General features: G+C 61.9%; 12 protein-coding genes and 2 pseudogenes. 5 read left to right on the top strand and 9 right to left on the bottom strand.

The window, feature by feature from the left end:
- Nucleotides 1-66 precede the first annotated feature (66 nt).
- On the bottom strand, nt 67-621 hold the full coding sequence (locus tag NKH02_RS03975; protein WP_352876557.1) for a hypothetical protein: 555 nt from the start codon (nt 619-621) through the stop codon (nt 67-69).
- Nucleotides 566-2,716: a ParB/RepB/Spo0J family partition protein gene (locus tag NKH02_RS03970; protein WP_352876554.1), complete on the bottom strand. Its 2,151-nt coding sequence runs from the start codon at nt 2,714-2,716 to the stop codon at nt 566-568. Before NKH02_RS03970 ends, NKH02_RS03975 begins: the two co-directional genes overlap by 56 nt.
- Before the next feature lie 209 nt (nt 2,717-2,925).
- Between NKH02_RS03970 and NKH02_RS03965 the strand changes: the two genes are divergently transcribed.
- From NKH02_RS03965 to NKH02_RS03955, 3 genes and pseudogenes are all read left to right on the top strand, one after another.
- On the top strand, nt 2,926-3,525 hold the full coding sequence (locus NKH02_RS03965; RefSeq protein WP_352876551.1) for a DUF433 domain-containing protein: 600 nt from the start codon (nt 2,926-2,928) through the stop codon (nt 3,523-3,525).
- Nucleotides 3,459-3,710 (top strand): annotated as a pseudogene (locus tag NKH02_RS03960) (DUF5615 family PIN-like protein); the annotation flags it as partial. The gene NKH02_RS03965 and the pseudogene NKH02_RS03960, both read left to right, overlap by 67 nt.
- A gap of 19 nt (nt 3,711-3,729) precedes the next feature.
- Entirely contained in the window at nt 3,730-3,909 is a 180-nt protein-coding gene (locus NKH02_RS03955) for a hypothetical protein (RefSeq protein WP_352876628.1), read from the top strand.
- Nucleotides 3,910-4,295: 386 nt separating this feature from the next.
- Here NKH02_RS03955 and NKH02_RS03950 read toward each other — a convergent pair.
- Nucleotides 4,296-5,492 (bottom strand): annotated as a pseudogene (locus tag NKH02_RS03950) (DUF932 domain-containing protein).
- Between the two features lie 417 nt (nt 5,493-5,909).
- On the opposite strand from NKH02_RS03950, the gene NKH02_RS03945 reads away from it, so the two are divergent.
- Together NKH02_RS03945 and NKH02_RS03940 are read left to right on the top strand one after the other, a co-directional pair.
- The gene (locus NKH02_RS03945) at nt 5,910-6,152 is read left to right on the top strand and encodes a DUF982 domain-containing protein (protein ID WP_352876548.1); all 243 of its coding nucleotides are present in this window, start codon (nt 5,910-5,912) and stop codon (nt 6,150-6,152) included.
- A gap of 205 nt (nt 6,153-6,357) precedes the next feature.
- Entirely contained in the window at nt 6,358-6,579 is a 222-nt protein-coding gene (locus NKH02_RS03940; RefSeq protein WP_352876545.1) for a hypothetical protein, read from the top strand.
- A gap of 628 nt (nt 6,580-7,207) precedes the next feature.
- On the opposite strand, the gene NKH02_RS03935 is transcribed toward NKH02_RS03940, so the two are convergent.
- From NKH02_RS03935 to NKH02_RS03910, 6 genes are all read right to left on the bottom strand, one after another.
- Nucleotides 7,208-7,363 (bottom strand): hypothetical protein, encoded by a 156-nt coding sequence (locus NKH02_RS03935; protein WP_352876542.1) that lies wholly within the window; start codon nt 7,361-7,363, stop codon nt 7,208-7,210.
- 583 nt (nt 7,364-7,946) lie between these two features.
- A complete protein-coding gene (locus NKH02_RS03930) occupies nt 7,947-8,750 on the bottom strand; it encodes an efflux RND transporter periplasmic adaptor subunit (protein WP_352876539.1) in 804 nt (267 codons plus the stop codon).
- A gap of 49 nt (nt 8,751-8,799) precedes the next feature.
- Nucleotides 8,800-10,788: a preprotein translocase subunit SecA gene (locus NKH02_RS03925; protein WP_352876537.1), complete on the bottom strand. Its 1,989-nt coding sequence runs from the start codon at nt 10,786-10,788 to the stop codon at nt 8,800-8,802.
- A gap of 44 nt (nt 10,789-10,832) precedes the next feature.
- The gene (locus NKH02_RS03920) at nt 10,833-11,699 is read right to left on the bottom strand and encodes a SapC family protein (protein WP_352876534.1); all 867 of its coding nucleotides are present in this window, start codon (nt 11,697-11,699) and stop codon (nt 10,833-10,835) included.
- 191 nt (nt 11,700-11,890) lie between these two features.
- Entirely contained in the window at nt 11,891-14,038 is a 2,148-nt protein-coding gene (locus tag NKH02_RS03915) for a peptidase M50 (protein WP_352876533.1), read from the bottom strand.
- A 2-nt stretch (nt 14,039-14,040) separates the two neighbouring features.
- Nucleotides 14,041-15,912, bottom strand: a complete 1,872-nt coding sequence (locus tag NKH02_RS03910; protein ID WP_352876530.1) for a GAF domain-containing protein — start codon at nt 15,910-15,912, stop codon at nt 14,041-14,043.
- Nucleotides 15,913-15,969: the final 57 nt, after the last annotated feature.

Below are 15,969 nucleotides of genomic sequence, written 5' to 3'. Positions count from 1 at the left end.
CGACAAGCGCCGCCGAGCGACTTTGCGCCGGCGATACCACCGGGTCATTGGTTGCGAGGGGAAAGGTCAGGCGGCGCGGAACCCGGATGCGCTCGAATTCTCAGGACCGACGCCTGTGATCGCGTGCACCGTCGCGGCGAGTGCAGGAATGTCATCAAGCATGGTGAGCGCGACAAAATGGTTGGAGCCGCCGGTGTAGTCCTCCCGGCTCTTGCACGTCCGGATCATGATACCGTGGCCGGAGGAAAGCCCGAACTGGCCGATCTGGATGTAGGCGCGATCGTGGTGCAGGGTGACTTCGCCTGATACAGCCACTCCGGCCTTGTTGGAGCGGATGTCAAAGCTGCCAGGCGAAAGACCAAGCTCGGTGGCGAGCCTCCTCAATCTTGCACGTGCCGTCGTGTGAAAGCGTCTTTTTTGCTGCTCATCATAGGAACAGCTCTTTTCCCACTGGAACATAGAGATCTCCATGAAACGAGGCATACCCGGCATGCGGGTGTCCGCGTCGAAACAAGATGAAAGGCCCGGCTTGAGTGCCGGGCCTTGAGCGGAATGATGGTGTGACTTATTCGGCGGCGTGGAGCTGATCGTTCTCGTCGCCGTCTTTGGCCACTGGCTCACCGGTTGATGGCCGGGCGTCAGTTTCAAGGAACGCCGGCAAATCACTCACGGTCTCGTCCGGATCATCGCCGGCGAGCGTCCCACCGTCCGCCGATTGATCGACGGGCTCGGAAGTGCCGTCGCCGGAAAGACGCAGCGGTTCGGGCAGCCAGTTCGACCCCTCAAGAAGACGGGCCGCTTCACGGGCCATGATGTCCTTCTTCATGTGGTCGATCAGCTGTGCGGAGTCTGCGCCACGAGCTTCACGGACAGCCTGTAGAATCCGCGCCTTGGTGAGCCGCCCGAGGAACTCGACCGTAGGCGTCCAGCCGGCGTCGACCATGTCGAACTGAAGCGAGCGACCGAGCACATCTGCATGCTCGAGCGCCTTCGCTCGCCTATTCCAGGGTTCGACCACCGCATTGAGGGTCAGCGAGACGCAGTGCGCGAACAGCGCCTTACGGCTTGCTTCGTCGAGGCCGAGAAGGAAGTCCCACAGGCCTTCCGCCTCATCGGGTAGATCGCGGTCCCAGGCTTCGTGCCGCTCGGCGATCTCTTTGGCCCAGGATGTCTCGGCAAGACCGTCGACCTGGCTGAAGCTGCCGCTCTTCAGGCTGATCTCCAGGCACGTGTCCGGCGCGAAGCGATAGAAGACCTGCAGGACGAAGGCATGGAGTGCGGCGACGATGGCCATGTCGACGTCACCGGCGAGCGCGTTGCGCAATGCCAGCGTCCGCTGCGCGGTCAGGTCGAAGACGAGCCGATCGGGCAGCGGCTTGATGCCATCGTCCTCGCCGTCGTCGCCTGAGCCGTCACCCACCGGCTTGCCGTTGACGACAACACCTTCGCCATCGTCGTCGTCATTGGATCCGGTTCCGCCGTCGGCGCCCCCTTCTTCGCCTTCATCGACATCGCCGGTTTCGGCCCGCGGCTCGTCCTCGGACCGCACAAAACCGGCGTCGACCTGGAGCTTGCCGTTCGCGGCAAGCGTAACGAACACACCGGCAATGGCCTTCTGGGCGGAATCATAGCTTTGAGGGCGATCATCGATCGCATCGAGCTCGGCGCCCAGCTGGTCGAGCTTCGCCTCGATTGTCTCGTCGGCGTCCTCGGCCCGGGCATAGTCCGCATCCAGCTTGTCGTATTCGGCCTTCAGCGCGTCGTAGCGTTCGATCTCCTCGGCGCTCAGTTCCTGCGCTTCGGCGTAGATGCGCCGCATGCCGGAGGTGTGGCCATAGGGAAAGCTGATCGCCGCCTCGACCCATTTCCAGCCTCCGGCGCGGATCGCCTCGGCATCCACCTTGAGCTTGTCGAAGACGAGCTGCTCGAGGAGCGCCGCATCCTGGAACCAACCGCCGGCATCCTGCTCGAACAGGTCGCGAAGGATGACGCCGCCGGCCGCCTCATAGCCCTCGGCGCCGACATAGACGGCACGGCGATCATCGGCCCGGACCGTAGTCTCAGTCAGCAGGCGCCTGATGTAGTATGGTTCCTGCATGTGCGAGCTGGAAATCCGCTCCCAGACCTGCTCCTGGCGCGCGTGATCGTCCGTGATCGAAAACGCCATGATCTGTTCGAGCCGGATTTCGTCCTTCTCGTAAAGATCGAGAAGCTTCGGTGACACCGAGGCCAGCCGCAGGCGTTGCCTCACCGTCGCCGGCGACACGAAGAAGCGGGCGCCGATCTCCTCCGGATCGAGGCCCTGATCGCTGAGCGTCTTGAAGGCCCGAAACTGGTCGAGCGGGTGCAGGTCGGCGCGCCGCAGGTTTTCGGCAAGAGAGTCCTCTTCGGCCGAGGTCTCTTGCCCGCGGTTGACGATGCAGGGGATTGGCTCGTTCTTCGCCAGGCGCTTTTGCTTGATGAGGATGCCGAGCGCGAGATAACGCCGGCCGCCGGCGGGCACCTCGAACGTGCCCGTCTCCTCGCCCTCGCCGCCGAGCACGGGACGGACGTTCAGGCTCTGGATCAACTTTCGCCGTCCGATGTCTTCGGCCAGCTGCTCGATCGACACGCCGTCCTTGATGCGCCGGACATTCTTCTGCGACAGCGTTAGCTTGTCATAGGGAATGTTTTCCGCGGCGTTCATTGCAATCTTCTGAATGGCGTTCTTTGCCATGGTCAGGTTCTCCATGACGGGCGGCCCGGGGCCTCTCCCCGAACCTCCAAGCCCGTCAGGAAACTCCCCTCCCCCTCTGCCTCCAAATCTCACGCCGGCGCTGCCCTGCCTGGCTGCCGCAAAGCTTCGCTGGACTGCGGACGGCAGAGTGACTATATATCTTCCATCAATGTGGAAGGATTACTGTCACGCCGGGGTTTAGTACCGAAGTGCTCACCGCCAATGAGGCGGCGGCGGTAACGCAGGTGCCGCTCAAGCAGGTGCATCGCATTATCGATGCCGGATTGCTACACGGCCGTGTCGAGACACGCCGCGGCAGCCGCGTCATCATCGGAGCCGGTCTCGTCGGCCTACGCCTCGCCTGGCTGACGGCGGAGACGCTGACGCCTGCCGCGCGGCGGCGGATCGTCGAGCACGCCATTGCCGATGATGCTGCGTCCGTGGTCGCGGACGATCCGCTTAAGGTCGACCTGAAGCCGATCACCGCCGGGGTAAGGACCGGCCTCAGCCGACTGAGGAAAGCCAAGGCCATGGTGGCGCGCGATCCAGCGGTACTTAGCGGTCATCCGGCCTTTGTTGGAACACGCGTGCTTGTTCATGACGTTGCCGACATGCTCGCCAATGGCGATACGCCCGAGACGATCCGTGCCGCCTATCCGCAACTGACTCTCGACCAGATCGGGCTCGCGGCCGACTTTGCGCTCGCCTATCCGCGGCGTGGCCGTCCGCCCGTCAAGCCGGCGTGGCGCAGCACGGCGGCGAAGTCGACACGCACAATCCGTCTCGACGATCTGCCAGCCGTTTCGTGAAATTCCTGATCGACGAATGCCTAAGCCCAGAGCTTGCGAAACTGGCGCGCGAACGGGGTTTTCCCGAGTCGAGCCATGTGCGCTGGCTGGGCCTCGCAGGCGCCAAGGACCATTTGGTGACCCGGCGCGCGGTCGATGACGGCTATGTGCTCGTCACGCACAACACGACCGACTTTCGCGACCTCTATCGCCGCGAGGAGCTGCATGTCCGGGCTGGTCGCCTTCAACACCGCCCCTGGCCTGATGAGCCTCGATCTCCAGCGCCGGCTCTTTCATCTCGCCCTTTCGGAGCTCGGTGGCGAGGAGGCATGGAACGAAGTGCTGGAGATTACGGTGGATGTCGAGCGTACCGTCACCATCGAACGGTTCAACCGCCCCGACTGACGAACCTCCGCGTTCGCTTCCTGCAATCGGGCTGCGAGAAGCCGCCGCTCGCACAATGAAAAAGCCCGCCGCGGGAATGCGGCGGGCTTGATTGGACGAAAGCATTCGGGAGGAATAAATGCCGTCCCTGATCACCAAGGCCGGGAGGAGGTGACCCGGACGAAACTCGATACCGACAGGCTACTCTGTCCCGCCGAGAAGCATTAATTATGCACCAGCAGCATTGCGCTTTTGTGCGGCGCACATCTGGATCTGAGAGATGTGTTTGTGTTGCCAGCCGACGGCGCAGGCCGTCTGCTGCGCGCCACAGCGATGCACATGTTCGGACACTGGCAGCCTCAGCAGCCCAGTGACATTCATACTCCTCGGCGCGCAGCATTGCGGTATCATGCTGCCAGATCGAGCAGCTTCTTGGCCTTGCCCTCCATCTCCAGGCGAACATCCTGATGCGGCTTGTCGCGCGCCACTCGCGTAATGCCCTGCACGAAGTCGAAAATTGAGGCGGGCGGGTGCCCTTCCTCCGAAAGCACGGCATCGATGATCTTCGTGGTCTCCGCCTTGGAGAAGCCGCGCCTGCGCAGGAAGCTCTGGCGATCTTCATCGTCGCGAGCGACGGTCCGCTGCCGCGAAGCCTTGATGCCATTGACGAACGGCATGGGCGAAGACTCCGCGAACTGGATCAGCGCTGGCTCGGCTTCCAAGGCGAAACGCGAGGCGGCATATTTGGAATGCCGGAGGGTGATTTCATCGAAATTTTCTACGCCCCACAGGCATCGATTCTGACACACTGCGCGCAGGTAAAAGCTGGCGATTCCGAGCGTTCGGGCGCCGACTTCGGAGTTCCAGCAGTAGAACCCCCTAAAAAAGACGTCGGGCGAGCCATCCGGCAGCGTGCCGGCTTCGATCGGGTTCAGGTCATCGACAAGGAAGACAAAGACATCACGGTCGGACGCATAGAGCGTTGTCGTGTCGTTGGAGATGTCGACGTTCGGATTGTAGATTCCCGTTGACCAGTCGAGCACGCCAGGCACCTTCCAACGCGTGTCACCGGTGCCGTTGCCGGCGATTTTTTGGACGGCGTCGACCAGTTCTGCGTCAAATATTCTGCCGTAGTCCGGACCTGTTACCGCTCGCAGCTCGAGGCGTCCGTTCTCGATTTCCAGTGTCTTCACCTGCTCGGCGCGGTGGTTGAGGAGACCGTGCTGAAGGTTGATCGCGGCGAGCGGGGCTGGTAGCTGGCGCAGATAGGTGGCCGGCGCGCATACCAGGCTGGCGAGTTGGCCAAAACTCCAATGCGTGGGGGCAACTGGGACAGGCGCATCGGGCAGCACTAGCCTCAGGCGCTCCGGATCGTCGCGGCTGGCCTCGACGCGGATCAGCTCACTTTCGACGATGCGGGACTTGCTGCGCTCCGACCGGCTCTTCACCGTATTCCCGAGGTCGGTGAGCGACAGGTATCGCTCGTCCGCCGGCCGGCTAAACCATTACGACGACACGCGGCCGATGCGCTGGCCGCGGCTGACGTCGACCTTGTAACCGGCACGCTCGTTGCGCTTGGGCGTGTGAATTTCCATCTGGGTCATGGGTGTCGCTCCTCGGCGGGCGCCGGGAGACTCTCTCCCGGACCTTCACCCGCCGCCGCGGCCCGCCCGGCCCTCTTCCTCTCCCGGCATCTGCGCGCCACTGGAAGCGTCGGCATTGCGGCAGCGGCCGCGTCAAGGCTGACACCCAGAGGGGGCGGCGCGGGCTTCAGGAAAGCCCGCGCCGGGAACCAAGCGCCGCTTCACCTTCCGGACGCGACAGAATTCCGCTGTGCTTTCTTGCGCACCAAGACCGGGACTACCCGGATTCAGATGGTGGCCTGCTGAAATTGGACAGGCAATTTGTACTGAGATTGGGCGACTGCCAGTTCTGTTCTGGCCCTAGCCAGAAATGTATCAATTGACCCTACGTCATGATACGCGAAGGCCGTGTTGAGGCCGGACTGAGAGTGTAATTGCATGTCGAGCAGGTTCGTCCGGCCCGTGGTGGTGCAAGTTGGCCGGCATGACCGTGAGCGCATCATATTCGATGTGAACGACGCAGCCACGATCCTGCTGCGGAGTTTCCCTCATCAGACGATGAAGCGAAACCTGGCCATGGATGCATGTCTTCAGGTTCTGCGTGGTGAAGCCCGGACGCCGGTAGCGAGACGGGCCTTCGTTGTGGCGGCGTTAGAAGCGAAAATCTTACGCAGCGACTGAGGTCCAAAAATGGATCGTAGCCCTCGATGGCCTCCAAAGTGACTGGGGGAAGCCGAGCTTCACGCCCGTCGCAGCGATGACCGTGATTTGTGCAGCCGAAGCAGAACATCGAGCCCTGCCATCGTGGGAAACACCCCGACGTTCATCTGCCTGACTCGACAACGGTCAGGAAGACGGCAATATTTACGTCGATCGGAGATGGCATATGCGAGATTTGCCGAGCGACATCGATGCTGACGTTGTGATTGAAGTCGGTCGGCTTCTCGATGATGGCGAGGATCGCTCGCCTTTGCCGGTGCATGAACTGGTCGAGCGGATTCGTGCGACACTGCAGACCCGCCTTTCCGATCGAGCAATCGAGGAACTGGTCGTCGAGATGGCGGCGAAACGTGGTTTGCCTATGGTCTTCGACAAGCCTGCAGCATAGTCAATTCTTCCACATCACTTGGCAATATCGGCGAAAGCTGGCAGCGAAAATTGCCATTGCGCTCGAATCATCGGCAAGAATGGCAGGTCGAAAAAACGGCCATGGATCAGTTTCTGCCTGCCGGGCTGGCGACGTTAAAGTGTCGGCTTGACAGCTCTCATCATGGTTCTCATTTCATCCGGTGAGTGGCAACGCGTTATGCTCGAACAGGGTACAGCGGCCCGGTCGAGCTGTACGAGGATGCTCCCGGTGGCTGGTTCGTCAGTGCGTCGTCCTCCAGCGCGTCGGCCCAAAGCTTCAGGCTCAGGAGCACAGGTATAGTTCGAACGACCGAGGCCGGCCACGCCGGCTCCTTCACGGCATCGCCCCTCAGGTCATATAGGACATGGACGAACAAGCTTGGGTCGCGGCTTTCAACGCAAACTCCATCAGCAACGCAAGCCAAATCCCGACGTAACCTGGCGCGATCTTTTGGAGGTGGCTTCCACACCCGCATAGTCCGTCAGCCGCGCCAGCACGAACTGGCATGGCCGATCGCGTTGGCGTCTGCGATCTCTCACGCTCCGCGTCTGGACGATCCCGGCCAGCCGGCGCGGCTGCGGACGAGAACGGGCAATAGCCCCGCTCGCTACGACGACAGCGCCCCTCGGATAGCCCTGACCGCCGCCAGCGCTGTCCGCATCCGCGCCGTGTTGACGAATTCCGGCCAGCTCGACAGAACAACCGCCGCGAAATCCGCCACCGGGTCGATGTAGATCAGTTGTCCGAAGACGCCGCGGGCCATATAGGCGCGGCGTGTGGTATCCTCGATCCAGAACTGGAACGGTTTGATCCGCGCCCGACCGCAACCGTCGCCGATCTCGCGGCGGCAACCGACTGGATCATTGCGCGCCGAGACTGATTGCGCAGGCTGAACCAGAAGGAAGATTATCGAACGAATAGGGCCGACTACCTAGTTGCGAAAAGCCGAACCTGACTGGGCCGCCCAGGCCGAAAAAGAAGACATTGCGACTTCACGATCAGCGCCCCTGCAACATGAAGCGCATGATCAATATCTTCGGCGTCAAGCCGCTGATGAAGGCAATCGCGGCCTGATCACGCCCGCCTGCCAGCGGCCTCATCGCTGCCGCGCTCAAAACAGCGGACGTCATACGCATTCTGCAATCGCGTCTTTACACGACCTCGGTCAGAAGCGGACGTTCGCTCACAACCGGTTCTGACCCAAGTCGACATTCACAGAAGGCTTGGACTTTCAGAAAAAGGAACAGAAGCCTGATCGGCCTTTCTGCGCCAACCCGCACCAATCTGCCCTGCATCCTAGCCGGATGCGCCTGACAGCGGCCGGTTTCGGCTGCGGTCGGAGCGCTTCAGTTCGATTTGGTGTCGAATTCGACCTTGCATCGCTGGCCGGCGGGCAAACGGTTGCCGGCGTTGGGCAGCATGATGCGCACGCCGAATGTCCTGCTGGCCGCGTCCAGCACCCGGTCGATCACCTGAACCGTGCCGACATGGACTTCATCGCGCGGCTGGCTGACGGTCACCCTGACGGCGAGGCCGACGCTGAACTTGCTGTATTCGCTGTCGGTGACGAAGGCTTCGACGCTCAACGGGTCGAGCTGTGCGATCGTGGCCAGTTTCCCGTCCTGATCGAGGTACTCGCCGGCATATAGCTTGCGCTCCATGACAATGCCGTCGATCGGGCTGAGGATGACCTTCTGGCCTAGCACCGTTCTTGCCCGGGCGAGTTCGAGTTCGAGAATGCGCTTGCGCGTTTCGGCGAGCGCCAGTTCGCGCTTGGAGATCTCCATCAGCGCGATCGCTTCCTCGACGGCGTCTTTGGAGGTGACGTTCTGGCTGGCCAACCGCTTGGAGCGGTCCATGCGATTCAAGGCCAGTTGGTATCGTGTCTGCTGGGCCTCGATTTCCGACGTGTTGGCTGCCTGTTCGGACATCACGTCGATGGTCGACAGCTCGGTGTCGGCATTCAGCCGGGCCAGGATTTGACCCTTTTTGACGAGGTCGCCACGATCGATCAGCACTTCCGCCAGAAGGCCAGGCACTGTGCCCCCGACACCCACCACGATCGAAGGATTGACGACGCAATCGAACGATGCCGCATGCGCTGCGCCGGCCAGAAACACGGCAGCGATGGAGAAGATGGGTCGCAGCATTTGACGTGGCTCCCTGCTCACCGCAGCCTGTCCAGCCGCCGGCCCAAGTCTATTCGGATTTGCCGGAGAAGGCGAGCAGCACACCCAGTCGCCGATCCTGGTCGAGCAGGTCCTTGCGCTCCGATGCGTGCGCGCGTTCAGCGCGCATCTGCGCCACCCGAAACAGCGCAAGCGCGGCTCGGCGCCTGAACCAGCTTTGACGCCGGCTAGCCCACTCGACAAGGCGTGGCGGCGCGAGATCGAGAATCGGATCTTCCAGTGAAAGAATGTCCCGCGTTGACCCCCGGTCCCCCTTGCGCGCTGTGCGCCCTTCCATCTGCCGGTCGATCCGACGGGCATCGTGGCGCTCGCTCAGCACCACATGAAGCCCGCCCATTGCCAGCGCTTCCGGATCGACCTTGATGTCCACGCCGCGCCCGGCCATGTTGGTCGCGACCGTCACCGTTCCGACACGACCCGCGCCCGCGATGACATTCGCCTCGTCCTCGCTCTGCTCGGCATTCAGCACTGCATGCTCGATGCGGGCGCGGTCGAGACATGCGCTGAGTTCCTGCGAGGCAGAGACCGAACGCGTGCCGATCAGCACCGGCCGTCCGAGGGTCCGCATCGTCTCGACCTCCTGCACGATGCGGTTCCATTTCGCCTCGCGCGTCGCACAGACAATTGGCGCGAGTTTCGCGCGCCGGGGCGGCACATGGGTTGGCACTGCAAGAACCGATAGCCCGTAGACGGCGCCCAGTTCGCCTTTGACCTCGTAGGCCGTGCCGGACATCCCGGCGAGGCGCAGATAGCGACGAAAAAAGCGCTGGTAGGTGATCCGCGCGGCGGTGCGTTTGCGCGGCGTTACCTTGCAGCCCTCCTTGAATTCGATCAACTGATGAAGGCCATCGCTCCATGTGCGATCGGCCATGATGCGCCCGGTGAATTCGTCGACGATCTGAACCGTCTCGTCGGCGACCAGATAGTGTTCGCCGCGTCGGAAAAGCAGCAACGCGGAGAGTGCTTGCCTGGCCGATTCCTCGCGTCGGATGCGGTTGCGCCAGAATCCGTCGGCCGCCTCAGCGCGCGTCCAGAGCCTGTCCTTGCCTGCTTCCGTCAATTCGATACGGCGCCGGTCCGGCAACAGCAAATAGTCGACATCCTGCTGCAGGTCCTCGACCAGACGAAACGTCTTTTCCGCCCAGTCGCGTTCGTCGACGGAATTGCTTTCCTGGGAGATGATCAGTGGCGTACGCGCCTCATCGACGAGCGCGCTGTCGGCCTCGTCGACGATTGCCAGGTGCAGACCGCGCATGACTGTTTTCGAATTTACATTGCCGACCTGGCCGAAGCCGGCGAGCTTGCGGTGCAGCAGCCCGGTCCTTTGACCAAGAGCCATGCGATCGCGCAGATAGTCGAACGCAACCTCTTTGTTGCTCGCGTAGACAATGTCAGACGCATAGACTTGCGGTCGCCCTGCCCTGTCGCCGCTCTGGATCAGGCCGGTGGTCAGGCCGAGAAAGTCATAGACAGGCTTGAGCGTCGCAAGGTCGCGCGCCGCCAGATAGTCGTTCACAGTTATGATGTGAACCGGCATGCCCGCCAGCGCCGCGGCCGATGCGGCAAGACCGGCGGTGATCGTCTTTCCCTCGCCGGTAGCCATCTCCGCCACCCGCCCGTCAAGCATTGCGAGGCCGCCCAGAATTTGAACGTTGTGGTGGCGCAGCCCGAGCTTGCGCCATGATATTTCGCGCACGATCGCGAAGCATCGTTCAATGTTCGCCTGGGTCAGGCCGCTGCGGCGCATCGCCGGGCGGAACGCCGCGACCCGCTCGACAAGCTCGGCTTCGGCTATGCCCGCATAATCACGTCCGAGTACCTCGATGCGAGGCAGCGCGCGATACATCCGCCGGAGCCTTGCCCGTTCCCGTAACGGCGAGGCCGCGCCAACCAGCCACTGGTCCAGCCAGTCGAGGAATTTCGGCGCCGGGTCTTCCCGCTCGGCGCCGAGATCGAGGGCCGGAAGCAGGACGCCGGCCGGTTGTCCGGCCGCGCTCAAGCTCCCACCCCACTGCGCTCTGGTGACATCTCGGTCGCCACCTTTTATGCCTGCGGCCCGCTATCTTCGGCCGGCAGCCTCACGTCCGCGCTTCGTCCGCCCTTGTGCGGTGCAGATTTGCCGTTTTCCCGTTTTGCTTTGGCAGAAGTCGCCTCTGGCGCCGGTTCCGATTTCTCCTCGACATCCGGGCTTGGGGCGGGCATCCGCTCCAGCATGTTGGCGAAGTGCCGCAAGGAATGGAGGTGAAGATAGGTGCACTCCAATTCGTCATTTCCAAACAAGGCTTGCAGGTCGGCGACATCGATCGCCTTGAGCTTCTCGCGGTCGACCGTCATGAAGCCGGCCAGCGAATGGCGCTCGCCGCTGTTCAAATTGAACTGCGCCTGCATCGGCTGCAGCAGCCCGAGAGACTTCAGACGATCGCAATATTGCTTGGTGCGCTGAAAGCGCGATTGATAATCCTGAAGGAAGCCGAGCACCTCTTTCAGGTAGCGCGTCTGCTGTCCGTCGCTGTCGAACAGCCGCTCGCCGCGGCCCTCCCGGTTGATGCCTTCAAAGCTCTCGTCGATGTTGAGGATAAATGTTCGGCCGCCGGCATCGGAGGAGAAAACGAACGGATAGCGCCGAACGAACGCCGGAACATATTTGCCGCTCCAGTTGCCGGCATCATCGACATAAAGGTTTTCGGTCTGCTTCACGCCAAGAATGACTGCCGGCATGATCGACTGTTCGGTGCCGGCGAAAACGATCGGATATTCCGCAGCGGCCTGCGCGAATTCGACAGCGGTCACCGGGACCGAGTTCACGTTGCGGGCGAAGGCGTAGGAGCGACCTGTCTTGATCGAAACATCTCTGTGACGGTCTGAGGTCACCGGCTTCGCGTCCTGATAGAAAAGAAGCTGAACAGTCATGGAAACTCTCCTTGAGGTGGAAAACTCGGTTAAGTCGTAGTTTCTTCGATACTCTCTCGAGTAATACTTTATACATAAGTATTCATCACATCATCTTTGCACCGTGTTGTAAAGTACTATTCTTAATCCAGCGCGCCATCTGAGTAATATATTTAATTTAAACCGAAGATTACTCTCTCCGTTCATGCGCATCAAACTCGGTAAACGCGCAGGAACACCTGCCTGATCCAGCGATATGTACGTTCGTAAAGCGGCACATTGCCGTGAAAAAAGCGGACGTAAATTCGCCCGCCGATGCGGTCGATCTTGCTTGGATTGACCAGCGCCAATTCCAGATGCATCAAATTGGCAAGCACCCGCTTCTGCGAATGATCGGTCGGGTCGAGTGAAAACTCCCCACCGCCCACCGTGCTCAATGCGGCGTTCGGCAAAGTCGCGGTCAGCGAAGGCACCTCGCGTATGATCTTGGCAGGATGCGAAACCGAAGGGTCTTCGACGAAACGCACGTCAACGAATGCCGTCTGGTTGCGAACCAGGTCGGCGTCGCCTTCCGGGATCACGGCGCGCAATGTCGGCTGATCGAACCGCGTCACATAGGCCAACGTCTCGCCACGGCGCACGAACTTGCCCTCGAGATCCTTTGCCGAGGGGACGATCAGCGTTCCGCTTGCCTGCGCCCGTACCGTTAGCGCTTCGGCACGGTCGCGGGCGAGGACGAGATCGGCGCGTGCCAGCCTGAGTTCTTCGGCCACCACCTTGGCGTTGACCTTGTCTGAGACGTCGAGCTTTTCGAGGCGGCGCTCAAGCTCCCCAACCCTCAAATCCAAGAGGACAGTCCGCGCTTCCAGCATGGGATCCTCCAGCCGCAAGATCGGGGCGCCTCGCTCGATCCGGGCGCCGGGAGTGGCGACAATTTCCATTACCACGCCATCGACACCGGCATTGACGACTCCGTCGCCCGGCAGCCAGACGACGCCCTGCGCGGCCGTCGCGTAAGGCAGCGGGATGACAAAGAACGGCATGGCTACCAGCGCCAGGCCGGCTGCAACGACGGCGAAGGCCCTCCCCCTCGTCCTTCTCAATGACGGGCTCGTGAACAGGAACCACAGCTGGCGCCCCAGCGGCACACCAACCATCAGCACCAGCGCCCACCCAGCCATCATCATGCCGACGACAAAGTAACGCTGGCTGACCAACGTGACGATCGCCACCATGACGCCGATCCGGTAGAAGAATGAAGCGACGCCGTAGCTGAACAGCCAGAACTCTTCGCCTTGTGCGGTCGCTGGCGTTTCGGCGCTTTCGATGCCGAACAGATAGTGCTGCACCAGATAGCCGAGATATTTGGTCGCGCGCTGACCAAGGTTCGGTATCTCGAGAATGTCGCTCAGAACGTAGTAGCCGTCGAAGCGCAGCAGTGGATTGCCGTTGAACAGCAAGGTCGAGACGCCGCCGATGAGCATCACGTTGAATGCGAAGGCGCGCACCAGCCCGGCCTCGGCGTTCAGCCAGACGATCAGCGCCAGACAGGCTAGCAGCCCCTCGACGATAATGCCTGCCGCACCCACCAGGGCGCGCTGCCACTTATCCCGGAATGCCAGGCTCTCCGACGCGTCGACATAGGGCACCGGCATGAAGACCAGCAGCATCACGCCGATCTCATGCACTTCGCCGCCCCAACGTTTGACGGCGTATGCATGCCCCAGTTCATGCAAAGCCTTGATGAAGGGATAGGCGATCAGGATCAGCACGATATTCTCGGCCGACAGAACCCGGTCTGTTACATCGCCGGTCAGCGCCTGCCAGTTCATCGCAGCAAGGAAAATCGAATAGGCAACCAGCGCCAGGAAAGCGACGCCGCCGAACCAGGATAGGAACGGCCGCACCAGCGGATAGGTCGCATTCAGGAACTCGTTCGGATCGAACAGCCCGACGCGAATAGCCAGCGGATTGGCGAATTTCGACAGAAGTTTACGGTTGTGCTGCTTGCTGGCGCGGTCGGCGATTTCCTCAATATCGGGTGGAATGTCGCCGAACAGCACATCCGAGGCATGAAGCTGCCCCAAAAGACGGATCACCGCGTCTTGTGTAATGACCTTTTCGTGGAGGTGTTCGCAGGCGTTGTCCCACACGTCTTGCATGGTACGTCGGCCGCTCATCAGGCTGATGATGAAATAGGCCTCCGGCGTGAAGCGATGGAAGCGGCCTGAGGTCCGATCCTGCATCACATACCAGACCTGGTTGCGGAAGATCGTGCGGTGGATGCTCACCTGGCTTCGCAGCCGCGGCTTCAATTGCGCGACGCGATACCAGGACGAACTGAAATAGCTCCCGTCCATGGTCAGCCCGCCCAGCGCCAAAGGGTGAGGCGCAGCCAGTCGATCATCTTCTGGGTGTAGACGAAGAACAGCAGCCGTTCATCCACATGGGTCTTGCTGACGCCCTCCATGCCGGGACGTAGCCGCTCGAGGGACCCTGCGAGCGAAGCCTCGACCATGAACGAGTTGCGGCCGTTGCCCTGTCGCGAGACAGAGGTGATCTGTTCGATCTTGTATGGCAGCGGCTCCCTCGGCAAGGCGCTGACCCGCAACTGGCCGGTCTGGCCGATCTTGATGTCATCGATGTCGCTCTCGTCGACTTCCAGCACCACGCGATAGGAATCGAGTGGCGCGATGTGAAACAATTCCTGGCCACGCTCGACTGCCGCGCCGACCGATTGTGACAGATCGCCGGAGACGATAAACCCGTCAAACGGTGCCACCAGCCGAGTGCGCCGCAGCTGTTCGTCGATCAGCGAGAGCTGCGCGTCCGCCTGCTTGACCTGGGCCTCGATGATCTGGCTTTCGGCGCGCTCGCCACGCGCCAGCGCGCGATCGAATTCCGTTTCCTTCTGAGCCTTGGTGGTGACCAGCCGCAGTCGTTCGAAATTCAGATCCTGGTCGTCGAGCTGCGCCAGCACCTGATCCTTGCGCACCGTTTCGCCCGCCTTGGCGAATTCCGACAGGACATAGCCGCTGAATGGGGCGACGATGGTTCGCTGCACCGAGCCGCGAATGACCGCGGGCGCAGTTACCGCATAGGGCGAGGTGGCGACGCTCAGATAGGCAGCTATCGCCACCGCGGCCAGCGTCGCAATCTTGCGCCCAATGAAGCGTGGACCGAGCAGCCTCTTGATCTGGATCCAGCCCGCCTCGATCGCCTTGGTGAAGATTGTCCGGTCGTTGCGGCGTTTTTCCTCGAGTACAGGCCCGACCACGGCCGCAACTGCATCGCAAAGGTAGATCGTCTCCTGGTCAAAGCTCGCGTCGGCGGGCCGCAGGAAAGTGAGCGCGCCCGTCATCGTGCCGTTGCTCTGCAGCGGCACGGTCAGGGCGGCGCCGTTCTTGTACTGGCGTGTCAGCGCTTCGTGCGCGATGCTGACCCGATATTCCTGACCTCCGCGCGGTGGCGCGACGACCACGGCGCGCTGGTCGATTGCCTCGTCCATCGCCGCCGCGACGTCGCGCATGAAACTGACCTTGCTGTCGAATGCTGCCGAGTGGGACACCGCCGCAACGCGCGTCCAGCGCCGGCGCATCACGCCAACGGCGACCGGGTCGCAATTCAGCCGCATGGCGAGTTCGGTGACAAGGGCAGTGCAGGCGCCCTTGTACCGCTTCTTCTCAATCACTGTCGCCAACATATCGAACGCAAAGCGGCTGCGCTGCGCAGCCTGTTCGCTCTGATCGCTCATGCCACGGCGCAGATGCACCTCCACCCAGCCGCAAGCCCACTGGATCTTGCGCATGATATCGGTGAAGGCAGCGTCGTTTCGCTTCACCGCAACGGCACAGGCTCCGAACAGATGTCCGTCGATGAGGATGGGGGACGCGATAATCTGTGTGTTGTCCGCCGGGCCTGATACACTGACGCCCTGACGCTTTCCCGTGGCCATCTCGGCGGCGGCGAGAAGTCCGCTGACCGGCGACTGTGAGTTCGGCCATGCGGCGGCCAGCACATAAGGCCCGGTATCGGCTTCCCCGAGCACCAGGGCTGCTGCCGAGGCATCGGCAATCTGGCGGCACAGGAGGCCCAGCCATGCGCCGATGAACTCATCCGATGTTCCGGCAGTGCGGAAGCGTGTCCACAGCGCCTGGTCCAGAACGCTGTAACTGACGATGCCGGCATCATCCAGCGTCCTGTGGGTATCACCTTCAAGGATGCTATCGGCCATGGACACTCGTTTCGAGGCGACGCGCGCAGTTCGCGAAATGTGTGAACTGCGCCGCCA

The organism is Mesorhizobium sp. M1396 (genome assembly GCF_040317725.1).
In the GTDB taxonomy this organism is placed as follows: Bacteria; Pseudomonadota; Alphaproteobacteria; order Rhizobiales; family Rhizobiaceae; genus Mesorhizobium.
The sequence above is the reverse complement of the archived record's forward strand: the minus strand, read 5'-3'. Positions and strand labels throughout refer to the sequence as shown.